Source organism: Yersinia artesiana (assembly GCF_902726545.1).
Classification (GTDB): domain Bacteria; phylum Pseudomonadota; class Gammaproteobacteria; order Enterobacterales; family Enterobacteriaceae; genus Yersinia; species Yersinia artesiana.
The window spans coordinates 78,159-100,547 of the sequence record NZ_CACVAD010000006.1 but is presented as its reverse complement, the minus strand read 5'-3'; the positions used below and the strand labels follow the sequence as shown (position 1 = coordinate 100,547).

The window sequence follows — 22,389 nt, the reverse complement described above, 5'->3', positions numbered from 1 at the left end:
AGTTCTCACTCAGTTTTGTAATACCGATGAAACCAGTAGCTGGGTATACGGATGGTGCGGGTCATCCAGCACCCGGTCAGTCAGGCCACTTTCGATAACGTGCCCCTCTTTCATCACCAGCAGACGGTTAGCCAATAAGCGGGCAACCCCCAAGTCATGGGTGACAATCACCACCGCCAATTGCATTTCCACCACCAGATTGCGCAGTAAATCCAGCAACCGTGCTTGCACTGACACGTCGAGGCCACCAGTCGGTTCGTCCATAAACACCAGCTTCGGATGTGTCACCAGATTGCGGGCAATTTGCAGTCGCTGCTGCATGCCGCCGGAGAAGGTGGTGGGCAGGTCATCAAGACGGGATAAGGGGATCTCGACATCTTCCAGCCAGCGGCCTGCTTGTTGGCGGATCTCGCCATAATGGCGTTGACCGATAGCCATCAGCCGCTCGCCGATATTGCCGCCCGCCGAGACTTGTGACCGCAGCCCATCGAGTGGGTGCTGATGCACCACGCCCCATTCGGTGCGCAGTAAACGGCGGCGTTGGCTTTCGGCCATCTGATACAAATCAACCGCTGATTGGGCATCAGGCCGATAAAAAATTTGCCCATGTTGCGGTGCCAGACGGGCTGAAATGGATTTCAGCAAGGTGGTTTTACCCGAACCCGATTCACCGACAATCCCTAACACTTCACCGGGATACAGTTGGAAAGAGACATCACTGAACCCCTTACCCGGCGCATACAAATGGGTAAGATTCTCCACCGACAACAGCGGGTGAACAGCAGCGGTTTTTGAAATAACCTGTTCAACGATCATTGAATATTCACCTCTTGTGGGGCGGCCTGAGCCAGTTGCTGCTGGCAAAAATCAGTATCCGAACAAACAAACATCCGGCTGCCCTTATCGTCCATTACCACCTCATCGAGATAACTGTGGCGCGAGCCGCACAAAGCACAAGGTTCATCCCATTGCTGCACGCTAAAGGGGTGATCGTCGAAGTCCAGACTTTCCACTTTGGTAAAAGGTGGCAGGGCATACAGGCGTTTTTCACGGCCGGCCCCAAACAGTTGCAGCGCGGGCATCATGTGCATTTTGGGATTATCAAATTTCGGAATTGGCGACGGATCCATCACATAGCGATCATTCACTTTTACCGGATAGGCATAGGTGGTCGCGATATGGCCGTAGCGGGCGATATCTTCATATAGCTTGACTTGCATTACGCCGTATTCCTCCAGCGCATGCATTTTGCGCGTCTCGGTTTCACGCGGTTCAATAAAGCGCAGCGGCTCCGGGATCGGTACCTGATAGATAAGGATCTGATCCTCCGTCAGCGGTGTTTCTGGGATGCGGTGCCGGGTCTGGATTAAGGTAGCGTCAGTGGTTTTTTCGGTAGTCGCCACTCCGCTGACTCGTTGGAAGAAGCGGCGGATCGACACCGCATTAGTGGTGTCATCGGCTCCCTGGTCGATCACTTTCAGCACATCGTAACGGCCAATCAGACAGGCGGTTAACTGAATGCCACCGGTGCCCCAGCCATAAGGCATCGGCATCTCACGGCCGCCGAATGGCACCTGATAACCGGGGATAGCCACGGCTTTCAGTAATGCGCGGCGCAAGGTTCTTTTGGTTTGCTCGTCCAGATAACCCAGGTTGTAACCGGTGAGAACTTCAGTCATGGCGCGGCTCCTGCTGTTCTGTGGCTGAATGCTCACGGCGCAGGCGCTTGAGTAACTCCAGTTCCGCTTGAAAATCAACGTAATGAGGCAATTTGAGATGAGAGACAAAACCGGCGGCTTCGACATTATCGGAGTGGGATAACACAAACTCTTCATCTTGCGCCGGACTGGCGACATTTTCATCGTATTCCCGGCTTTGTAAGGCGCGATCCATCAAGGCCATCGACATGGCTTTGCGCTCACCACGACCAAACACCAAACCATAACCGCGGGTGAAATGTGGGGGTTCTGCTGCCGGGCTGACAAAACCATTCACCATTTCGCATTCGGTGAGTAAGATCTCACCGATATCAATCGCAAATCCCAGTTCTTCCGGCTCAATTGAAATGGTCAGCTCGCCGGTGCGGATCTCGGCGGCGAATGGATGAGTTCGACCATAGCCGCGCTGGGTGGAATAGCCCAGCGCCAGCAGAAAGCCTTCATCACCGCGCACCAGTTGTTGCAGCCGGGCTGAGCGATTACAGGGGTAAACCGGCGGGTTGCGGGTGATATCTTCCGGCGGGGTGCCGTCATCCTGCTCAACTTTCGCTAATTGCTGTTGTGCTAATAAATCAAACACATGAGCGCAATTGTTTTCAGCTTCTGGCGATATTTCCCGGCGATTAAGCGCGGGTGGCGCTTCACCCGAGGCCAGCAGGGTGAAATCCAGTAGCCGGTGGGTGTAATCGTAGGTAGGGCCAAGCACTTGCCCGCCGGGCAAATCTTTGTAAATGGCGGAGATGCGCCGCTCCAGCCGCATATTGCCAGTTGCTAACGGTTGGCTGACCGCCAGACGCGGTAATGTGGTGCGGTAGGCGCGTAGCAGGAAAATCGCTTCGACCAGATCACCGCTGGCTTGCTTGATTGCCAATGCAGCCAGTTCGCGATCATAGATACCGCCTTCAGTCATCACTCGATCTACCGCCAGACCTAGCTGTTGCTCAATCTGTTCGCAATCGATAGCCGGGATCTGTGTATCACCACGGCGCTGGTGTTCGAGTAATTGATGGGCTGCCGCAATGGCTTTTTCGCCCCCTTTGACTGCAACGTACATCAGCACACCTCCACATGGGTGGTTCGTGGGATAGCCATTAGGTTCTCACCGCAGGTCAACAGAAAATCGAGGCCGGCAGGGAATGCGGCAGGGCGGTTAAGCAGGTAATTCAACACCGTAGAGGGCAATTGCGGAGCCACGGTGCGGTGGTGCTCAATGCCCGGCCCGCGCAAGCGCAGAGGCACACCATGGTGCAGACTTGTGGCCTGAAGAATAACGGTGGTGGAGTGCTCTGGCGACAGTTCATTACCCGTCGGGCAGTTAATCAAAAGTTCTTCTTTTATCTCATTGTCGAATAAAGAAAAAAGTGAATTTTTGATACTGGTTGTCAGCGGCGCTCCACAATGAAAACGTATATTCTGTTGTACGGCATCATGGTTGAGCGGTTCATCCAGGTAGAGCGGCGTTTCCTGATCAACCAGGGTCAGCAGGATGCTGGTAGTGGCGGGATTTAATGGCTGCCAGCCGCTGCCATGGGGCAGTGAAACGACAACTCCCGGTTCGCTTAATGCCTTGAGAATACGGCGAAAAGCGTGCTGAGCATCATCAACCGGCTGGTCAAAATGGTTTAACAGGCTCATTAGTCTTCTCCTCGCACCAGGGTGAAGAAATCCACTTTACTGGTGGCGATCGCGCGGGCGCGCAATTCCCGCCGCTCCTGCTGTATGGCCGCCAGCGGATGTATGACGGTTTTCAGCAGCAACTCACTCAGACCGGCTGGTTTTCCATTTATGCTGGAAAGTTGTAATAACGCATCTAATAGCGCGCAGAGTTCTGCATGAGGTTTATTGCGCCCGGCAATGTAGCTGTAACCATAGATATCGGCGCTATCGTTGAGCCTGATTACCGCGCGGGTGAGGGTCATATCACCCAAAATAAACCGCTGGCCAGTGCTGCCCATTCGCGCCTGTAATTGGCTCAAACCAATCTCTGGTGCACGGATCACCTGATACTGCGGTGCCAAATTCAAGGGTTGCCAATGTGCCAGCAATTGCGCCGGTTGACTGTGGGCCAACACTGACATCCAGCCCTGCCGGGTGTTCGAGATACTTTCCATTTAGTGCTCCATGGTCAGTTCAATCATGTCGGCGCGCGTCAGGCTGACGGAGTACTCCGCCACCTGCTGGTTATCAACACGGATATTCAAGGTGCGCACACAGAGCAGCGGCGCATGGGTGGCAATCTCAAGCAAACGGCTCTCTTTGGCCTGAGCACGGCGTGCGCTAATGCGGGTTTGGCTACGGCTTAAAGGCTGTTGCAGATGTTGGCTGATGAATTGATGCAGTGAGCCGGAGTTAAACTGCTGCAACGCGGGCCACCAACTCAAATCCGGCAGGTAGTGATCGATAACGCAGACCGGTACACCATTGACTCGCCGCAGGGTGCGTAAATGGATCACTGTCGTCCCTTCATCCAATGACAGCGCTTTAGCGACATGCTCAATGCTCGGGCGTAAGACGGCGAGTAAGCGCTCACTGGTGGGGTCACTACCCTGATCTAATAAGTTTTGGCTAAAGCGCGCATTGGCATGCAGCGGATAGTCATAAGGGCGCATTAACACCAGAATGCCGATACCTTGCCGACGTTGCAGCCAGCCGCGCTCGACCAACTCATCGACGGCCCGACGCAGGGTATGGCGATTGACCTGATAACGTTCGGCTAACTGCTGCTCGGACGGCAGATAATCCCCGCAGCGATACGCACCGCGTAGTTCCTGTTCTAACTGGGCCGCAATTTGTTGATAGCGGGTGGGATAACTGGTCGGTGGTCTAGATAAGTGCATGGCAGATATACCCTCTGAGTGCATCATCACGTCTGACGGCCATCCACAATGAAATATCAGGAGCAATACGGATAAGCAGGTGGTGGATTGTCATGGTGATAACCAGTAAGTTTTCTCACCCACTATGTTGGCGGTTTTTAATGACAGTAGGGTTAAGCTGAGATGGCGGAACGATGAAATCTTGCGGCGTGATAAACCGTTTTTCAGAAGTGAGGGAATTTAAGGGGAGTAACTGCCATTCTGGCTCTGAAGAGTGCGCAGAATGGCTAAAATAAATTAGCGCAGAAAATGGATAACCTGATTACCGCTGCCGCGCCAAAGAAGTGACGGATCTTTTAGATCTTGGACGAATTTGCCATCGACCAGCACATTGATTAAATCAACCACTTGATGTTGGTCGGCGGTCAGTTCAGCCATTGTATAGCCAGTCCAGAGCCAAATATCTTTACCGTCGCACTCCTGGCGTACGCGTTTGACCAGTTGCAGAATGGCGGACAGATTTTGTGGATGCAGCGGATCACCGCCAGAGAGGGATAACCCTTGCCGGCGGATACGGGAATCGTTCAGATCCGCGATGATTTTATCTTCTATTTCTTGGGTAAATGGCTTACCCGAATTCAGTCGCCAGGTGCTTTTGTTATAACAACCCACACATTCGTGTACGCAGCCAGAGACGAACAGCGTACAGCGAGTGCCGGGGCCATTTATAACATCGACGCTATAATATTGATGATAATTCATAATCAGTGCCTCCCTCGTACTTGAAGTCGCAGGGGTGTTCGCTACGTTCACTTACCCGAATCACTTACATCAGTAAGCTCATCGGGATAAGTTCGCTTGCTGCCTACCTGCAACTCCAATTACTTTGGGCCTTTGTCTTTAGTGGGTTAGCCCAGTTGTCCGTTTGCCAAATGCTTAACGCGGCGCTTCACTTCTTCTTGTTTGCCGGCGTTAAATGGCCGTGCATCCGGGCTACCCAAATAGCCACATACCCGACGGGTGACTGACACTTTTGATGGCTCATGATTACCACATTTCGGGCAGGTGAAGCCCTTGCTGGTACAGGAGAATTCGCCGGTAAAACCGCACTCGTAGCATTCATCAATTGGCGTGTTGGTACCGTAATATGGCACCCGGCTGTAGCTGTAATCCCAGACATCTTCCAGCGCTCTGAGGTTGTGCTGCAAGTTAGGGTATTCGCCGTAACAGATAAAACCGCCGTTAGCCAATGGTGGGTAAGGCGCTTCGAAGTCCAGTTTGTCGTACGGATTAACTTTCTTTTCAACATCCAGATGGAAGCTGTTGGTGTAATAACCTTTGTCGGTGACACCTTCTACTACACCAAATTCGGCGGTATCCAGGCGGCAGAAGCGGTCACACAGGTTTTCGCTCGGCGTACTGTATAAGCTAAAAGCGTAACCCGTTTCTTCTTTCCAGCTATCCGTGGCTTGTCTCATGCGCTCGACGATAGCCACGCCTTTTGCACGTAACTTTTCGTCATCAAATACATGGGATTGATTGCCAAACAGAGCATTAAGCGTTTCATGAATACCAATAAAGCCCAGTGAGATTGATGCGCGGCCATTTTTGAAGATTTCGGCGATATTGTCATCCGCTTGCAAGCGCACACCGCAGGCCCCTTCCATATATAGGATTGGTGCCACGCGGGCTTTGATCCCTTCGAGTCGGGCAATGCGAGTCATCAAGGCTTTCTTGGCTAGCAGCAGGCGCTCATCCAGTAATCGCCAGAATTTCTCTTCATCGCCTTGAGCTTCCAATGCAATACGCGGCAGGTTGAGGCTGATAACCCCCAAATTGTTACGGCCATCGTGGATCTGTTCGCCATTTTCTTCATAAACGCCAAGGAAGCTGCGGCAGCCCATTGGTGTTTTGAAGGAGCCAGTTACTTTAACCACTTGATCATAATTGAGAATATCTGGGTACATGCGCTTGGTAGCACACTCCAGCGCCAACTGTTTGATATCGTAGTTGGGGTCGCCAAATTTATGGTTCAGGCCATCGCGGATAGCAAACACCAGTTTTGGGAACACGGCGGTTTTACGATTTTTGCCCAAACCGGCGATGCGATTACGCAGAATCGCCTGCTGAATCATGCGCGACTCCCAACTGGCACCCAACCCGAAGCCGAAGGTAACAAACGGTGTTTGACCATTGGCGGTATGCAGGGTATTCACTTCATATTCCAGCGATTGGAAAGCGTCATAACACTCTTTTTCGGTGCGTGACCGGGCATAACCGTCAGCATCTGGAATCTGCCACTCTTCTGCGACTCGCTTGTGTTTATTAAAACTTTCGGTGACAAACGGTGCCAGAATTTCATCGATGCGGTTAATGGTTGTGCCACCATAGATATGGCTGGCTACCTGCGCGATAATCTGCGCAGTCACTGCGGTAGCGGTAGAAATGGATTTTGGCGGCTCTATTTCTGCGTTACCCATTTTAAAACCTTGGGTCAGCATCCCCTTGAGATCAATCAACATACAGTTGAACATCGGGAAAAATGGCGCGTAATCCAGGTCGTGATAGTGAATTTCACCACGTTCATGAGCCAAAACCACGTCTCGCGGCAAAATATGTTGTTTGGCATAGTGTTTCGCGACAATACCGGCTAGCAAATCACGCTGAGTCGGGATGACTTTGCTGTCTTTATTCGCATTTTCGTTCAGCAGCGCTTTGTTACTTTGCTCGACCAAACCCCGGATTTCCTGATTCAGGCGACCACGCAGTTCACGCGAGATATCCCGGTCATGGCGATACTCGATATAGGCTCGGGCGAGCTGCTTGTATTGACCGGCCATCAGTTGGTTTTCTACCGCAGTTTGGATATCGCGGATATCAACTTTCGGCTGGTTCTCCATCGTCTGAGCGACCACACGGGCAACAGTTGCACAATAATCTGCGTCTACCACGCCAACCGCCAGCGCTGCGCGCTCGACAGCTTCCTTGATTCGCACCTCATCAAAAGGTACCTGACAACCGTCCCGTTTAATCACTACTGTTTTCACAATGTCGCTCCTGTATCCTGCCGCGTAGGATTAGCCCCAAAACAATCTTATCCACAAGACAAACCGCAGCACATAAGGGCTGCGAGGGGATGTGGATGGTTTTGTGGATAACTACTACATATAGGTGTGTTAATTCCTATAGACACTATATATGGGTAATGACAGAAGTGACAGTCAACATAATTGACCTAGAACAAGGAAATCAGCTTTAGGTTTATTCCTTGTTCAGTGCATCACAAAATGGACATTTTTATGCCACTTTTTTTTGCACTAAATAGGATTAGTTAGCGCCTCATTGGGCGGAAATGTTCCTGTAAAAAATCGACCCAAACGCTCACCATCGGAGGTAAATTGGCAGAGGTATAGATGATTAAAGGTTTTTCGTTGATATGATTATGCGTGTACAAATTTAGTATAAATTTGATATTTAACTGCGCGGGTAATAGTTTGCTTAGAGTATGAAAGATCATTGAAGGAGCAACTTATATGGCAACGACTATATCCCAAAAAGCGGCGCGAGAAGGGCTAGGTTCTCCCGAACTTTTTGACGGCGGCGTTTTCGTCACAAAAAATGGTGTCGCTGAGCTGTTTGTCCAACCCGCAGCAGAAAGGGAGGCGGAGATTAAAGAACGTAATCTTGAGCGCCAATCAAATGCTCTGCTGAAGCTGGTTATGCTGGCTAAGCAGGATATTAAAAACCAGCAAGGCATGTCGGCGGAAGACACGTTAAGGAAGCTGCGCGCTGCACGCAAGTAATAATATTGAGGTTAGGAATATCCCAAATAATTATATCACCAGCAGCAGAATGGGTTCTTCAGGATATCGAATCCTTTAAAAGCGCTACTATGGGGCCGGTTAAGGCTGGGAGTTCGTTGATAATTTATTGATATCATCAATAACAGCGATCAGTGAAGATCCGGTCCGCTATCGTTTTAACTCAATGTTATCAGATAGCGGTGTGCAATTGTGTGAGCGGCTGGATCCCGACAGTGAGTACCGCGTCATCTATGACTATGATGGCCAAACTGTGGAAATACTGGCTTTTGTCAGTATGAAACAAGATTTGGAACGGCTTCTCTACCGCTACCTCATGTTTCGATAGCATTCAGTACTCGATTTTGCCGGGTACTGAACGGCTTTTGTTGTCCTATAAAGTGCTACCCCATAAAATGTTCCGCTAACTCAAGATCCCGCCGCGTAAACTCTCTCACAATTTTCCCACTCTCCATCATGGCTGCGCGCTCGGACATATGTGCCACCACATCACTGTCATGGCTGACCAACAAATAGGTCATACCGTGTTCGCGTTTCAAATGATTGAGTAGATTGAGGATTTCCGCTTGCACTGACATATCTAATGCTGAGGTCGGTTCATCCAACAGCAGCAGTTTTGGTCGCAATAGCAGGGCGCGAGCAATGGCAATGCGCTGGCGCTGACCACCGGAAAATTGATGCGGATAGCGCTGTGCCGCCGATGCCGGCAAGCCCACTTGTTCTAAAGCCTGGTCAATACGTTGTTGGATGTTTTGCTCACCGTGAATCTTTAGCGGCTCACCCAGTGTGCGCTGAATATTATGCTGTGGATGCAGTGACGCATAAGGATCCTGGAATACCATCTGCACATCTTTACGCAATTGGCCGATGAAACGTTGCCCCGGTTGCAATGGTTGGCCCAGCAAGGTTATCTCGCCTTGCCACTCCCGCTGTAAACCGGCCAAGGTACGCAATACGGTAGATTTACCGCAGCCAGATGCCCCAATCAGGCTGAATGTTTCACCTGCTTCAACCGCAAAACTGACCGACTCAACCGCTGTTTTTAGCTGATTCTTTTGGGCAAAGCTGACGCGTAGATTTTTGACTTCAATCAGTGCCACGGGAACCTCCTGAGAAATCAGCGCTGCGATCTAATACCGGCAGATCAGTGCCATAGGTACTGGCATTCGGGCGGCAAGCCCATAAAGTATGGGTATAAGGATGAGTCGAATGGGGCAGGTCAGCCGCCGCGCCTTGATCCACTAGTTTCCCCTGATACATCACCAACACGCGATGGCAATGCTCGGCGACTAACGGCAGATCGTGGCTGATCAACAACAAACTCATATTGCGCTGCTCAGTCTGTTCGACAATCAACTCCAGTATTTGATTACGCAATTTGGCGTCCAATGCGGAGGTTGGCTCATCGGCAATTAATACCCGTGGGTTATTCACTAAAGCGATAGCTAACATGGCTCGTTGGCCCATACCGCCAGAAAGTTGGCCGGGGTAACTGTGCCAGGCACTTTCATTGAGCCCGACCGAGGCTAACGCATTCAATACCCGCTCGCGGGTATCCGCGCGGGAAAGCGTATTATGTAGCAGCAGGGATTCTTCAATTTGTTTCCCCACGGTTCGTACCGGATTCAGTGCATAGCGCGGATCTTGCAGCACCATAGCAATTTCGCTGCCACGTAATGCGCCCCATTGTTTCGGTTTCAACTGCAATAGGTCGTGTTCGATAACCTGACCTGAATTGCCCTGTTGATCGATGTTATCAGCATAATAACTGAGCTTTTTAGCACTGACTTTGCCCGGCGCACGAACTAATCCCATCAATGCTCTGGCGGTAATGGATTTGCCCGAACCGGACTCACCCACCAGTGCAACCCGTTCACGGCCGAGATGGAATGAAATATTATCCACCACTCGCAGCTGCTGGAAATCGACACAGAGATTGTCGACGGCAAAAATTTTATCAGTCATGGTGAGGGTCCAAAATATCGCGCAGGCCATCGCCTAACAGATTAAATGCCATACTGCTCAGTAAGATAGCGCAGCCCGGAATAGCGGCAATCCACCATTGGTCAAAGATAACCTGCATGCCATCCGCGACCATGGAACCCCATTCTGACATGGGTGGGCGCGCCCCTAACCCGAGGAAGCCAAGACCTGCCGCAGCCAGAATAATACCGGCTAAATCCAATGCCAGACGCACCACCGCAGAAGGGAGGCACATCGGGAGAATATGCCCCCACAGTAACCGCAACCCTTTGATTCCCATCATTTCAGCGGCGGCCAGATAATCACTTTTACGCAATAACTGAATCTCAGCTCTGGCCTGACGGGCATAGGCCGGCCAAGTGGTCAGGGCCAATGCCAGCGCGCCGTTAATTAATCCGGGGCCAAGCATGGCAACAAAAGCAAAAGCCAGAATCAGCCGTGGCATCGACATCACCACATCGGTAACGCGCATCAGAATACGTTCGAGCCAGCCGCCGTAATAACCGGAAAGTACCCCGACCAGCAAGCCGAGCGGCAAGGTTATGACGGTAACCAGCAGCACCAGCCCCAAGGTAGGGCGCGTGCCGTAAATCAGGCGCGACAGCATATCGCGGCCATAACTGTCAGTTCCCAGCCAGTGAACTGCGCCCGGAGGTAGCAACCGGTCGGCCGCGTTTTGCCAGTTGGGATCAAATGGTGCCAGCCATGGGGCGAAAATCGCGATAAACACCAGTGAGGAGAGAATCAATAGCCCAATGCTGGTGGATGGCGAACGCTTTAGCGTGTGGCAGATTTTTGTTATCGGTATCGACATATCAGCGCGTTCTCGGATCCAGCAAGCGGACCAGCAGATCCGTCACATTGTTAATCAAAATAAAGCACATACCGAGCAACAGTGTTCCGCCCATAATGGCCGTGGTGTCGCCGGCAAACAGCGCGCTGGTCAGATAACGGCCAATGCCCGGCCAGGCAAAAACGGTCTCGGTGAGCACCGCGCCTTCCAACATGCTGGTATAGGCCAGAGCAATCACTGTCAGCAAGGTGCCACGGATATTCGGCAGCACATGCGTCAATAAAATCCGCATCTCACCCGCGCCTTTGGCTCTTGCCAGCGTGATGTACTCTTTATTCAGTTCACTCAGGCAAGCTGAACGTGTCAGGCGAGTAATGCTGGCAAGCGCGTAATAAGAGAGCAGGGAGACCGGTAAGATCAAATGAGCGATGGCATTGCCAAAGGCACCAGCATCATCTGAGCGCCAGGTATCGATCAGGGCAAAACCGGTTGTCGCTTCCACGGTATATTGATAAATATCATCGAGACGGCCAGGGCCGGGGCTCCATTGCAGGCGGGCATAAAATAGCAATAGCATCAGCAAGCCAAGCCAGAAGATAGGGACCGAATTCCCCAGCAAGGTGATAAAGCGGATGGTGGCATCCAGTTTGCTACCCGCCCAGCGCGCGCACAGTAAGCCGAGGATAACCCCCAGTGCTGCACCAATCACGAGCGATAATGTTGCCAGTTCCAATGAGGCAGGGAAAACGGTCAGTAGATCTTGTAATACCGGCTGACCGCTGGCGCTGGCGACACCCAGATCCCCATGCGCCAGCCGCTCCAGATAATGCCAGAACTGAACTGGTAAAGGTTTATCCAACCCAAGTTGTTGTTTAACTTGCTGATAAGTGGCCTCACTGGCGTGGTCGCCCACGATTTGCAGCACCCTGTCCACCGGCGACAGCGCCGACAGGAAAAAGGTGATAACCAGTAGACCGAATAAGGTCAGGGCCAGGGTGAATAATCCCTGTAAAAACCCCCAAAGACGACGCCGGGATAGGGTTCCCGGCGTTTGATTTAGTGCGACAGACATCGACTAGCAACCTACTTATATTTCATAAGACTTTATTGATAAGCCAGCACTACTTGCTGACGCGGTCATAATAGACCATATCTGCATTCAGACCTTGTTGATAGCCTTTTACATTATCTCGTAGCACAACTTGTGCTTTGGCTTGATCAATAAAGATATAAGGCGAGTTCTTTTGCAGCTCTTCTTGTAACTGAGTGTAGAGCGCGGTGCGCTTGGCTGGATCAGCCTCGGCGACTGCTGCCAATGTTTGTTTATTCAGCTCAGGAATAACCCAGCCGTTTAACCCGGCAACAGTGCTGCTCTTACCGTCATTATAGGCAAAGGCGCTGGCATTTGAGTGTGCATCGAAGTAGTCCGGGATCCACAGACGGATAGCTGACTGATGCTGTTTGGCGCGCACGCGGCCATACACCTGGCTACCAGCGGCTGGCAATAACACCAATTTCACGCCACCCTGGGCAAAGCTGGCTTGCAACGACTGGGCAATCGTAATAAATGGCGGTTTGTTCTCCACATCCAGAGTCAGCGTGGCGTCTTTAATACCGGCTTTGGTCAGAATTTCTTTGGCTTTAGCAGGATCAAAGGTAAACGGATTGCTTTCCAGCGCACCCGGTAAACCCACTGGCAAGAAACTTTGGTGTACAAAATACTGGCCTTTCAGCAAATCTTTGGTAATTCCCTGATAATCAACCAAATAGCGGGCGGCTTGCCAGAATTCAGGTTTGCTCAACAGCGGATTGGCCTGATTGGCCGTATTAAAGACCAGATAGTTTTGTTCGGCAGACGGGATTTCGACAACCTGAATACCCGCCTGGGTTTTCAGCGCCGCAGTTTGGTCTGGCCCTAACTCACGCGCGATATCAGCATCACCTTGCTGGATCAACAGACGGCGAGCACTTGGATCGGGAACGTTTTTAATAATGATATTTTTAATCAGAGGCTTATCGCCAGGTGATGTCGGATTGGCATCCAGTACAATGGCCTGATGCGGCTGATAAACACGCATTTTGAATGGGCCACTACCGGCTGAATGCATTTTCAACCAGGCATTACCATAGTCGTCATCTTTCACATTAGCGGTCACCGCTTTTTTATCAACAATTGAGGCAATGGGGGTTGATAAAATATTCAGTGCAACCGCGGGGCTGACATCTGCACTCCAGCTCAGTTGCACAGTATTGTTATCAATCTTCTTCAAATGCTGATCGATATTACTCGCATCCCAGCCCAAGACATTCAGTATAAAGGCCGGTGAACGGTTCATTTTGACTGCGCGATTAAAGGAATAAATCACGTCATCAGCTTGCACCGGATTACCGGAGGCAAATACTGCCTGCGGACGTAATTTTACTGTCAGGGTTTTTGCCGCGGCATCGCCTTGCCAGCTTTGTGCAAGAACGGGTTCTATTTTTGCCGGGTTATCACGATCGGCTTGCACCAGTCGCTGATAAAGACTTGGGACGGTCTGAATACTGGATAGCTCATTACTTTCAGCCGGATCAAGGCTAACGATATCATCCAGGGATTGCACCACAACCAGAGTATCTGGCGGCGTTGCTGCCAGTGCACTGCCAGATAGTGCTGTAAAAACCAACAGTGACAGAATTTTAGCTTTCATTGAGACTCCCTGAAATGGATTAAACCATCGTGTTTTTAAAATATAGCGGGTGCGGTAACACCAATAGGAAATTATTGTTTTTTCGACTATTTCATCGCAGTTTCTCACGATAATAGCTTTGCCGTCTGTGGTCAAAGTCTCAACAGTTATTTGTTATAACAATTAGTGATAAAGAAATATTGTAAAAATGTAATGATTCTGCGGCGATTTAATTCTGGTGGTAGAAACCCATGTAAGCAACACCACAGGCTGTTTCGGCATAAATAAATGTTAGAGACTTCCCACTAAAGATAGAATGAAATGGTTATAATGGAACGTCATTTCATTTTACTTATATGAAGGGAAAACCATGATCACCGGAAACATCCATCATTTGGAATTATTGCCTTATCTGCCGGCGCAATTAAAAGAAGCTATTGAATATGTGAAAAGTCACATCACAGCAGAAACGCCATTGGGTAAGCATGATATTGATGGCAATAACTTGTTCGTATTGATTTCCAATGACAGCACTGACTATCTGGAAAACCGCCGCGCGGAATATCACGCTAAGTATCTGGATATTCAGATAGTCCTGGCGGGTGTTGAGGGGATGACTTTCAGTAACTTACCTGCTGGCAAACCTGATACCGACTGGTTGGCAGACAAAGATATTGCGTTCTTACCGGCAGGAGTTGATGAGAAGCAGTTTGTCATGCAAACCGGTGATTTCGTGGTGTTCTACCCAGGAGAAGTGCATAAACCATTATGTGCGGTGGGCGAACCGGCTAATGTACGAAAAGCCGTTGTGAAGTTGGCGGTAAAATAAGCTATTTCACTTGCCAGCTTGAGCTTCGGGCAGTGCTCGCCGCCGTCACATACTCCGTGTATGCTCCGTTGGCTGCGCGCTGTCCGCACTCAATCTGCCTGCGCCAATAACGCTTATTGATTAGGTGTAAAAATAATTAAAAGCCGACACATCAGATGGTCGGCCTTTGTTGCTATGCTATTCCCAGAGTGGCAACCATCACGGCTTTGATGGTGTGCAGGCGGTTTTCGGCCTGATCAAACACAATGCTGTGAGCCGATTCAAATACTTCGTCGGTCACTTCCATGCCCCCCGGTAAGTCATAAAGTTCCGCCATTTGTTTGCCGACGGTAGTTTGGTCGTCGTGGAACGCGGGCAAGCAATGCAGGAATTTAACCTGTGGGTTGCCGGTCAATTTCACCACATCCATATTGACCTGATAGGGCTTGAGCAATGCAACCCGCTCTTGCCAGACCTCTTTCGGTTCACCCATTGAAACCCACACATCGGTATACAAGAAATCAGCCCCTTTTACCCCTTCGGCAATATCTTCGGTCAAGGTGATTTTACCGCCGGTCTTTTTGGCCTGGGTCTGACAAGTGGCGACTAATTCGGCCTCCGGCCAGCAGGCTTTTGGCGCAACCAGGCGTAAATCCATCCCTACCAAAGCGGCCGCTTCTAACAGGGTATTCCCCATGTTGTTACGTGCATCACCAAGATAGGCAAATTTCATTTCACTCAATGGTTTGCCCGGCAAGTGTTCCTGCATAGTCAGTAAATCGGCCAGTAACTGGGTTGGATGGAATTCATTGGTCAGGCCATTCCATACCGGCACGCCGGCAAATTCAGCCAATGCTTCAACCACCTTTTGGCCGTGACCACGATATTGAATACCGTCATACATCCGACCTAATACTCTGGCGGTATCTTTAATTGATTCTTTATGCCCTATTTGGCTCCCGCCTGGGCCGAGATAGGTCACCCGCGCACCTTGATCATATGCGGCAACTTCGAAAGAGCATCGAGTACGGGTCGAGTCTTTTTCGAAGATGAGCGCGATATTCTTACCTGCCAATTTTTGTTGCTCACAGCCGGATTTCTTGGCTTGTTTCAAATCAGCCGCCAACTCTAGCAGGGCTGTAATCTCGGCGGGGGTAAAATCCAGTAACCTTAGAAAGTGACGTTTATAGAACTGACTCATGGTGTTCATCTTTTGCATCCCGAATAGTCCAATTGAATTTAAATTCAATTTATACGTATAAATATTCAATTACAACCCCAATCAATAAATCTTTCTCGTTTGTAGTGGAGGCAACAGCGTGGGTGTGGGAAAATAGCGTCATACTAAGCCCATTGACTGAGGATAAAGGCATGGCAAACCGCGAAATGCTGGACGAACAACGTGACGAGACCCGCCTGATCATCGAAGAACTTCTGGATGATGGCAGCGATCCGGATGCGCTCTACACCATTGAACACCACCTTTCCGCCGAGAAATTCGAAGTGCTGGAAAAGGCTGCCGTTGAAGCATTCAAGCTGGGTTATGAAGTGACAGATGCTGAAGAGCTGGAAGTCGAAGATGGCTCAGTGGTGATGTGCTGCGATGTGATCAGCGAAGTTGCGCTGAATGCTGAAATTATTGATGCGCAGGTTGAACAGCTGATTGCACTGGCTGAAAAATGTGGCGTGAATTATGACGGTTGGGGCACTTACTATGAAGATCCTAACGCAGAAGATGATGAAGACGGCGAGTTCGACGACGAAGAGTTGATCGATGAAGACGACGACGGTAAGCGCCACTAATATCCCCTTCATACTTGAAGCTGTAGATTGTTCGCTAATACTATCAGGGCGCTTGATGCGCCCTCAGACTGCAGACAAAGTCAGATGAAGGGAAACGTGCCGTTGGGGTCGTAGTCGCGTCAGCGACCAGAGTGCCCCGAGGTGCGGTCAACCCTTCACTCACAGTACTATAAAAGTGCTGTCAATAACCTCAGGATGCAATGCACTCTGAATAATCATAATGTTTTCAGCATAGTCACTTCGCAATCCACATGACCGGTATTTCCCATCGGGCCATTGATATGCTCAAAACCTAATCTTTCATATAAACCTACGGCACTGGTCAAACTGGCCGTGGTTTCCAGATAACAGCGGTTGAAGCCCTGTTGACGGGCAAACTCCAGCGCTTGTAACGCCAACTGCTTAGCCAACCCTTTACCGCGCAATATCGGCAGGAAATACATTTTCTGCAATTCACACAGAGAGGCTTCACCACCCGACAAAGGTGCCACGCCGCCGCCGCCTGCAATATTTCCGTCGACTTCAATCACCCAGTAAGCGCTACGTGGCTGGCTGTACAGCTCATATAAGTGATCCAAATTGGGATCAGACACGGTATAGCCTTTATCGGCAGTCAGGCCGAACTCAGCCGAAACTTCCCGAATGACATTAGCGATAGCGAGGTTGTCTGCTACGGTGATGGGGCGTACCAGCAGGCGGATAGGTGTGGCTGTGGTCATACTCTTTAAACCTAAAGGTAATAACTTAGTAATAATCTGTAATACCACTGAATGATGTCAGGCTGCAATGATAAAAAAACAGCGGCTACCTAAATAGCCCGCTGTTTCTATTTTGCTGCTGAATCTCAGGTTAATTACAGTGCGGCGATAGTCGCCTGTTGCTCAATTAACTTCTGCTTGGCTTCAGCACAGGTTGCCATTCTTTCGCGCTCTTTGGCAACCACGGCTTCTGGCGCGCGCGCCACAAAACCTTCATTACTCAACTTGCCTTCGATACGCTCAATTTCAGCTTCCAGCTTGGCCACTTCTTTTGCCAGCCTTTCCAGTTCGGTGGCTTTATCAATCAGGCCAGCCATCGGGATCAGCACTTCCGCACCTTCGACCAATTTAGTCACAGATACCGGGCCTTTATCACCTTCAGGTAACAGGGTGAGAGAGGACAACCGCGCCAGTGACTGGATGAAACTCTGGTTTTCCAGTACGCGGCGCTGAGCTTCAGCATTGGCTCCACGCAGCATCACTTCCAGTGGTTTACCCGGTGCGATGTTCATTTCTGCACGGATATTACGCACCGCAATAATGGTTTGCTTGATCCATTCCAGATCACTCAGTGCTTTCTCATCAACCTGACTGGCATCATATTCCGGGAAAGGCTGCAACATAATGGTGTCCGCAGTAATACCTTTCAGGGTTTTGACTCGCTGCCAGATGGTTTCTGTGATGTAAGGAATGATAGGGTGTGCCAGACGCAGCAGGGCTTCCAGAACTTCAATCAGCGTATGACGCGTCCCACGCAGTTCCGCTTCAGAACCGCTGTTCATCACCGGCTTGGCCAGTTCCAGATACCAGTCACAGAACTGGTTCCAGGTAAACTCATACAGAATATTAGCGGCCAAATCGAAGCGGTAAGTGTCCATCGCTTCGCGGTAGGCTTTGATAGTCTGATTGAATTCAGCCAGAATCCAGCGGTCAGCCAGTGACAGCACCATTTCGCCGCCATTCTGCCCGCAATCTTGCCCTTCGGTGTTCATCAGCACGAAACGGCTGGCGTTCCACAGCTTATTACAGAAGTTGCGATATCCTTCCAGGCGCTTCATGTCCCAGTTGATATCACGGCCGGTAGAGGCCAGAGCTGCCAACGTAAAGCGCAGAGCATCTGTGCCGTGCGGCTCAATACCGTTCGGGAACTGCTTCTCGGTACGCTTGCGGATTTTCTCCGCCAGCTGCGGCTGCATCATGTTGCCAGTACGTTTTTCCAGCAATTCTTCCAGCGAGATACCATCAACCATATCCAGTGGGTCAATGACGTTACCTTTCGACTTGGACATTTTCTGCCCTTCGTCATCACGGATAAGACCGGTCATGTAGACGGTTTTAAATGGCACTTGCGGCTTACCATTTTCATCTTTCATAAAGTGCATGGTCAGCATGATCATGCGGGCAATCCAGAAGAAAATAATATCAAAGCCACTGACCACAACACTGGTCGGGTGGAAGGTTTTCAGTGCTTCGGTTTGCTCAGGCCAGCCCAGAGTGGAGAAAGTCCACAGGCCAGAGGAGAACCAGGTATCCAGCACGTCTTCATCCTGGCGCAATACAACATCAGCGCCCAGGTTGTTTTCACGGCGTACTTCAGCCTCATCACGGCCCACATACACTTTACCTTGCTCGTCATACCAGGCTGGAATGCGGTGGCCCCACCACAACTGACGGGAGATACACCAGTCTTGGATATCGCGCATCCACGAGTAATACATATTTTCGTACTGCTTCGGTACGAATTGGATCTCGCCGTTTTCGACAGCTTCGATTGCCACTTTAGCCAGCGGAGCGGTGCGAACATACCATTGGTCGGTTAACATCGGCTCAATAACCACGCCGCCACGGTCGCCATAAGGCACAGTCAGGTCGTGGGCTTTGACTTCTTCCAGCAGGCCAAGTTTATCGAATTCAGCCACTACAGCTTTACGGGCAGCAAAACGCTCCAAACCTTGGAACTGTTCTGGAATGGCACCGCTGCACGCATCAGTCGCTTCGCCATTGGTATCAAATACTTCCGCTTCGGCACGGATATCACCGTCGAAAGTCAGAATGTTGATCATCGGCAGGGCGTGGCGTTTACCAACTTCATAGTCATTAAAATCGTGCGCTGGCGTGATTTTCACACAACCGGTGCCTTTTTCCATGTCGGCATGCTCGTCACCGAGGATCGGAATACGGCGACCAACCAGCGGCAGGATCACTTCTTTGCCGATCAGATCTTTATAACGCGGATCTTCCGGGTTGACTGCCACGCCGGTATCACCCAATACAGTTTCCGGACGCGTGGTGGCGACTACCAGATAGTCTTTGCCATCCGCAGTTTTAGCACCATCGGCCAGCGGATAACGCAGATGCCACATGGAGCCTTTCGATTCGCGGTTTTCGACTTCCAGATCAGAGATAGCAGTGCGCAGTTTTGGATCCCAGTTCACCAGGCGCTTGCCACGGTAAATTAAGTCTTCTTTGTGCAGACGTACAAACACTTCTTTAACCGCATTGGACAGGCCATCGTCCATGGTGAAACGCTCACGTTCCCAATCCACGGAGTTACCCAGACGGCGCATTTGGCGAGTAATGGTGCCGCCAGATTCGCCTTTCCATTGCCAGATTTTATCGATAAATGCGTCACGGCCGTAATCGTGGCGAGTTTTGCCTTCTTCTGCGGCGATCTTGCGCTCGACCACCATTTGGGTCGCGATACCGGCATGGTCAGTCCCGGCTTGCCACAAGGTATTTTTGCCCTGCATACGTTGATAACGAATCAAGGTATCCATGATGGTTTGTTGGAACGCATGGCCCATGTGCAGGCTGCCGGTGACGTTCGGCGGCGGGATCATGATGCAGTAGCTTTCTTTACTGGTATCGCCGTTCGGCTTGAAATAACCCTGTTTTTCCCAGTGTTCATACAGCGGCTGTTCGATTTCCTGCGGGCTGTATGTTTTATCGAGGGACGGCTCAGTTTTGTCGATATTAGAAGGTGTGTTTTCCATTTTCTTTTTTAGTTCAATTAGTTGGCGGCGTTGCCGTGGTCAAGTGGAAGCCGACGCTGCGATAAGACTTATATCGGTCGCGCGCCAACTGTTTCAAATTTTCTTCGTAAGGAACGAAGTCTACCACTTCATGGAAAGCGGTGGCAAAACCTGCGAACTCTGGTAGCAGGCTGATAAGCAGGTCGCGGGGGGAATTTCCACGTCGTTCCGGCCATGCCAGTTCGACTGGTGCGCCATACTTTGGCCCTTCACCCGCCAAATTATGGGGAACAAATTGCTCAGGTGCCCGTTGCCATAGCGCTTCATCCAGCCGCTGGGCCTGCTCCTGACTTTCACAGGCGATCAGTACCCGTTTGCCTGCCCGCCAACGCTCAGCCGCAATTTCGCAGGCCAACGCCTCATGAGCACGCAGCTCACCAGCGGGCGTGTCGTGTTCGAGCAGATAAAAAGTGGCGTTTTTCATAAATTCTCTCACCCTTCGTACTTGAAGCTGCAGGGGTGTTCACTGCGTTCACTCACCCGAATCACTTACTGGCGTAAGCTCATCGGGATGAGTTCGCTGGCTGCCTACCTGCAACTTCAATTACTTTGGGTGTATATCAAATGGAATACATCAAAACGATTAATCGTCGCCGTTTAACCCTGCGCGGTTAAGCAGGAACTGGGATAACAACGCGACTGGACGGCCAGTGGCGCCTTTGTTCTTACCTGAACGCCATGCCGTACCCGCGATATCCAAATGCGCCCAGCTGTATTTGCGAGTAAAACGTGACAGGAAGCAACCGGCGGTAATCGCACCGCCCGCACGACCACCAATATTTGCCATGTCGGCAAAATTGGAATCCAGTTGCTCATAGAACTCATCACCCAGTGGCAAGCGCCATGCACGGTCACCCGCTTGTTCGGATGCCCCGATAAGCTCGTGAGCCAATGGATTGTGATTCGACATCAAACCGGTGATGTGATGGCCTAATGCCACAACACAGGCCCCTGTCAGGGTCGCGATATCAATCACCACTTCTGGCTCGAAACGCTCAACATAGGTCAATGCATCGCACAGCACCAGACGGCCTTCGGCATCGGTATTGAGCACTTCAACTGTCTGACCAGACATGGTGGTGAGGATATCGCCTGGGCGATAAGCACGACCACCTGGCATATTTTCACAGCCCGCCAATACACCAATCACATTCAATGGCAATTGCAGTTCGGCCACTACACGCATGACGCCATAGACAGTTGCAGCGCCACACATGTCGTATTTCATCTCATCCATGCCTTCGGCAGGTTTGATGGAAATACCGCCAGAATCGAAGGTCAAGCCTTTGCCCACCAGCACAATTGGCTTAGCGTCCGGGTTTGGATTACCCTTATATTCTATCACCGACATCAATGATTCATTCTGCGAACCATGGCCTACAGCAAGATAGGAGTGCATGCCCAACTCTTTCATTTGCTGCTCACCAATCACGCGAGTGATGATATTGGTGCTGAATGCATCGGCTAACTGGCGTGCTTGCGAAGCCAGATAGGCGGCATTACAAATATTTGGCGGCATATTGCCCAAGTCTTTCGCCGCTTTAATGCCGGATGCTACCGCCAGACCGTGCTGAATGGCGCGCTCACCGCTGGTCAGTTCGCGGCGAGTTGGTACATTGAATACCATCTTGCGTAATGGGCGACGCGGCTCGGTTTTATTACTTTTAAGCTGATCGAAGGTATAAAGCGTCTCTTTCGCTGTTTCTACTGCCTGGCGCACTTTCCAGTAAGTATTGCGGCCTTTAACATGTAGCTCGGTCAGGAAACAAACGGCTTCCATTGATCCGGTGTCATTAAGGGTATTGATGGTCTTCTGGATCACTTGCTTGTACTGGCGCTCATCAAGCTCACGCTCTTTGCCACAGCCAATTAACAAGATGCGCTCGGAGAGAATATTCGGCACATGGTGCAGTAACAGCGTCTGCCCGACTTTGCCTTCAAGTTCACCACGGCGCAATAAAGCGCTGATGTAGCCATCACTAATTTTGTCGAGTTGTTCGGCAATGGGAGATAGACGACGAGGTTCGAAAACGCCGACTACAATACAGGCACTGCGCTGTTTTTCCGGGCTGCCGCTCTTTACACTGAACTCCATGCACTCTCCTGAATCTTAAAGACAAAGGCGGGAGCTACCGCTAGAATGTAGCGCTCCGCAACGATCTCTCTCCGTTGTGTTAACGACGTGTGT

General features: G+C 50.7%; 21 protein-coding genes and 1 pseudogene. 4 read left to right on the top strand and 18 right to left on the bottom strand.

All coding sequences use genetic code 11. The features are described 5' to 3' along the window. Positions 1-9 precede the first annotated feature (9 nt). The 8 genes from phnK to nrdD form a co-directional block, all read right to left on the bottom strand. Entirely contained in the window at positions 10-816 is an 807-nt protein-coding gene (phnK, locus tag HU019_RS03325) for a phosphonate C-P lyase system protein PhnK (protein ID WP_174849336.1), read from the bottom strand. After that, positions 813-1,679: an alpha-D-ribose 1-methylphosphonate 5-phosphate C-P-lyase PhnJ gene (locus HU019_RS03320; protein ID WP_050075710.1), complete on the bottom strand. Its 867-nt coding sequence runs from the start codon at positions 1,677-1,679 to the stop codon at positions 813-815. The genes phnK and HU019_RS03320 overlap by 4 nt, the downstream gene beginning before the upstream one ends. Next, positions 1,672-2,772 carry a carbon-phosphorus lyase complex subunit gene (locus HU019_RS03315; protein ID WP_174849335.1) on the bottom strand — a complete coding sequence of 367 codons (1,101 nt, stop codon included), beginning with the start codon at positions 2,770-2,772 and terminating at the stop codon, positions 1,672-1,674. Before HU019_RS03315 ends, HU019_RS03320 begins: the two co-directional genes overlap by 8 nt. Beyond that, positions 2,772-3,353, bottom strand: a complete 582-nt coding sequence (gene phnH / locus HU019_RS03310) for a phosphonate C-P lyase system protein PhnH (protein ID WP_174849334.1) — start codon at positions 3,351-3,353, stop codon at positions 2,772-2,774. Before phnH ends, HU019_RS03315 begins: the two co-directional genes overlap by 1 nt. Further along, positions 3,353-3,829: a phosphonate C-P lyase system protein PhnG gene (gene phnG, locus HU019_RS03305; protein WP_174849333.1), complete on the bottom strand. Its 477-nt coding sequence runs from the start codon at positions 3,827-3,829 to the stop codon at positions 3,353-3,355. Before phnG ends, phnH begins: the two co-directional genes overlap by 1 nt. Then, complete coding sequence (gene phnF / locus HU019_RS03300) at positions 3,830-4,555, bottom strand: phosphonate metabolism transcriptional regulator PhnF (protein WP_174849332.1); 726 nt, start codon at positions 4,553-4,555, stop codon at positions 3,830-3,832. Between the two features lie 276 nt (positions 4,556-4,831). Then, positions 4,832-5,296 (bottom strand): anaerobic ribonucleoside-triphosphate reductase-activating protein, encoded by a 465-nt coding sequence (gene nrdG, locus HU019_RS03295; RefSeq protein WP_174849331.1) that lies wholly within the window; start codon positions 5,294-5,296, stop codon positions 4,832-4,834. Between the two features lie 146 nt (positions 5,297-5,442). Further along, on the bottom strand, positions 5,443-7,581 hold the full coding sequence (gene nrdD, locus HU019_RS03290) for an anaerobic ribonucleoside-triphosphate reductase (RefSeq protein ID WP_174849330.1): 2,139 nt from the start codon (positions 7,579-7,581) through the stop codon (positions 5,443-5,445). Between the two features lie 486 nt (positions 7,582-8,067). On the opposite strand from nrdD, the gene HU019_RS03285 reads away from it, so the two are divergent. Together HU019_RS03285 and HU019_RS20235 are read left to right on the top strand one after the other, a co-directional pair. Beyond that, a complete protein-coding gene (locus HU019_RS03285) occupies positions 8,068-8,337 on the top strand; it encodes a hypothetical protein (protein WP_174849329.1) in 270 nt (89 codons plus the stop codon). Positions 8,338-8,354: 17 nt separating this feature from the next. Then, positions 8,355-8,683: pseudogene (locus tag HU019_RS20235) on the top strand (type II toxin-antitoxin system RelE/ParE family toxin). Between the two features lie 55 nt (positions 8,684-8,738). On the opposite strand, the gene HU019_RS03280 reads toward HU019_RS20235, so the two are convergent. From HU019_RS03280 to HU019_RS03260, 5 genes are read right to left on the bottom strand one after another with little or no spacing between them, the layout of a single operon-like run. Next, on the bottom strand, positions 8,739-9,455 hold the full coding sequence (locus HU019_RS03280) for an ABC transporter ATP-binding protein (protein WP_174849328.1): 717 nt from the start codon (positions 9,453-9,455) through the stop codon (positions 8,739-8,741). Further along, positions 9,442-10,320 (bottom strand): ABC transporter ATP-binding protein, encoded by an 879-nt coding sequence (locus HU019_RS03275; RefSeq protein ID WP_174849327.1) that lies wholly within the window; start codon positions 10,318-10,320, stop codon positions 9,442-9,444. The genes HU019_RS03280 and HU019_RS03275 overlap by 14 nt, the downstream gene beginning before the upstream one ends. Further along, a complete protein-coding gene (locus HU019_RS03270) occupies positions 10,313-11,146 on the bottom strand; it encodes an ABC transporter permease (RefSeq protein ID WP_174849346.1) in 834 nt (277 codons plus the stop codon). The genes HU019_RS03275 and HU019_RS03270 overlap by 8 nt, the downstream gene beginning before the upstream one ends. Before the next feature lie 7 nt (positions 11,147-11,153). Continuing rightward, positions 11,154-12,203, bottom strand: coding sequence for an ABC transporter permease (locus HU019_RS03265; RefSeq protein ID WP_174849326.1), 1,050 nt, complete (start codon positions 12,201-12,203; stop codon positions 11,154-11,156). A 49-nt stretch (positions 12,204-12,252) separates the two neighbouring features. Further along, on the bottom strand, positions 12,253-13,821 hold the full coding sequence (locus HU019_RS03260) for an ABC transporter substrate-binding protein (RefSeq protein ID WP_174849325.1): 1,569 nt from the start codon (positions 13,819-13,821) through the stop codon (positions 12,253-12,255). A gap of 349 nt (positions 13,822-14,170) precedes the next feature. On the opposite strand from HU019_RS03260, the gene HU019_RS03255 reads away from it, so the two are divergent. After that, the gene (locus HU019_RS03255; protein ID WP_050875469.1) at positions 14,171-14,629 is read left to right on the top strand and encodes a NanQ anomerase/TabA/YiaL family protein; all 459 of its coding nucleotides are present in this window, start codon (positions 14,171-14,173) and stop codon (positions 14,627-14,629) included. A gap of 172 nt (positions 14,630-14,801) precedes the next feature. Here HU019_RS03255 and argF read toward each other — a convergent pair whose 3' ends face one another. Then, positions 14,802-15,809 carry an ornithine carbamoyltransferase gene (argF, locus tag HU019_RS03250; RefSeq protein WP_174849345.1) on the bottom strand — a complete coding sequence of 336 codons (1,008 nt, stop codon included), beginning with the start codon at positions 15,807-15,809 and terminating at the stop codon, positions 14,802-14,804. A 170-nt stretch (positions 15,810-15,979) separates the two neighbouring features. Here argF and rraB point away from each other — a divergent pair, with 170 nt between their 5' ends. Beyond that, on the top strand, positions 15,980-16,411 hold the full coding sequence (gene rraB, locus HU019_RS03245; RefSeq protein ID WP_075338623.1) for a ribonuclease E inhibitor RraB: 432 nt from the start codon (positions 15,980-15,982) through the stop codon (positions 16,409-16,411). Positions 16,412-16,626: 215 nt separating this feature from the next. On the opposite strand, the gene HU019_RS03240 is transcribed toward rraB, so the two are convergent. The 4 genes from HU019_RS03240 to pepA all read right to left on the bottom strand — a co-directional run bounded on the left by HU019_RS03240 (position 16,627) and on the right by pepA (position 22,296). Further along, positions 16,627-17,130, bottom strand: coding sequence for a GNAT family N-acetyltransferase (locus tag HU019_RS03240; RefSeq protein WP_019080645.1), 504 nt, complete (start codon positions 17,128-17,130; stop codon positions 16,627-16,629). Between the two features lie 134 nt (positions 17,131-17,264). Further along, on the bottom strand, positions 17,265-20,162 hold the full coding sequence (locus HU019_RS03235) for a valine--tRNA ligase (protein ID WP_174849324.1): 2,898 nt from the start codon (positions 20,160-20,162) through the stop codon (positions 17,265-17,267). Between the two features lie 13 nt (positions 20,163-20,175). Beyond that, positions 20,176-20,625: a DNA polymerase III subunit chi gene (locus HU019_RS03230; RefSeq protein ID WP_002209309.1), complete on the bottom strand. Its 450-nt coding sequence runs from the start codon at positions 20,623-20,625 to the stop codon at positions 20,176-20,178. A 159-nt stretch (positions 20,626-20,784) separates the two neighbouring features. Continuing rightward, positions 20,785-22,296 carry a leucyl aminopeptidase gene (pepA, locus tag HU019_RS03225; RefSeq protein WP_005175279.1) on the bottom strand — a complete coding sequence of 504 codons (1,512 nt, stop codon included), beginning with the start codon at positions 22,294-22,296 and terminating at the stop codon, positions 20,785-20,787. Positions 22,297-22,389: the final 93 nt, after the last annotated feature.

Bases quoted from the DNA above. Each gene is read 5' to 3' on its own strand.
- phnK (WP_174849336.1), bottom strand. From the start codon at position 816: ATGATCGTTGAACAGGTTATTTCAAAAACCGCTGCTGTTCACCCGCTG.
- HU019_RS03320 (WP_050075710.1), bottom strand. From the start codon at position 1,679: ATGACTGAAGTTCTCACCGGTTACAACCTGGGTTATCTGGACGAGCAA.
- HU019_RS03315 (WP_174849335.1), bottom strand. From the start codon at position 2,772: ATGTACGTTGCAGTCAAAGGGGGCGAAAAAGCCATTGCGGCAGCCCAT.
- phnH (WP_174849334.1), bottom strand. From the start codon at position 3,353: ATGAGCCTGTTAAACCATTTTGACCAGCCGGTTGATGATGCTCAGCAC.
- phnG (WP_174849333.1), bottom strand. From the start codon at position 3,829: ATGGAAAGTATCTCGAACACCCGGCAGGGCTGGATGTCAGTGTTGGCC.
- phnF (WP_174849332.1), bottom strand. From the start codon at position 4,555: ATGCACTTATCTAGACCACCGACCAGTTATCCCACCCGCTATCAACAA.
- nrdG (WP_174849331.1), bottom strand. From the start codon at position 5,296: ATGAATTATCATCAATATTATAGCGTCGATGTTATAAATGGCCCCGGC.
- HU019_RS03285 (WP_174849329.1), top strand. From the start codon at position 8,068: ATGGCAACGACTATATCCCAAAAAGCGGCGCGAGAAGGGCTAGGTTCT.
- HU019_RS03275 (WP_174849327.1), bottom strand. From the start codon at position 10,320: ATGACTGATAAAATTTTTGCCGTCGACAATCTCTGTGTCGATTTCCAG.
- HU019_RS03265 (WP_174849326.1), bottom strand. From the start codon at position 12,203: ATGTCTGTCGCACTAAATCAAACGCCGGGAACCCTATCCCGGCGTCGT.
- HU019_RS03260 (WP_174849325.1), bottom strand. From the start codon at position 13,821: ATGAAAGCTAAAATTCTGTCACTGTTGGTTTTTACAGCACTATCTGGC.
- HU019_RS03255 (WP_050875469.1), top strand. From the start codon at position 14,171: ATGATCACCGGAAACATCCATCATTTGGAATTATTGCCTTATCTGCCG.
- argF (WP_174849345.1), bottom strand. From the start codon at position 15,809: ATGAGTCAGTTCTATAAACGTCACTTTCTAAGGTTACTGGATTTTACC.
- rraB (WP_075338623.1), top strand. From the start codon at position 15,980: ATGGCAAACCGCGAAATGCTGGACGAACAACGTGACGAGACCCGCCTG.
- HU019_RS03240 (WP_019080645.1), bottom strand. From the start codon at position 17,130: ATGACCACAGCCACACCTATCCGCCTGCTGGTACGCCCCATCACCGTA.
- HU019_RS03235 (WP_174849324.1), bottom strand. From the start codon at position 20,162: ATGGAAAACACACCTTCTAATATCGACAAAACTGAGCCGTCCCTCGAT.
- HU019_RS03230 (WP_002209309.1), bottom strand. From the start codon at position 20,625: ATGAAAAACGCCACTTTTTATCTGCTCGAACACGACACGCCCGCTGGT.
- pepA (WP_005175279.1), bottom strand. From the start codon at position 22,296: ATGGAGTTCAGTGTAAAGAGCGGCAGCCCGGAAAAACAGCGCAGTGCC.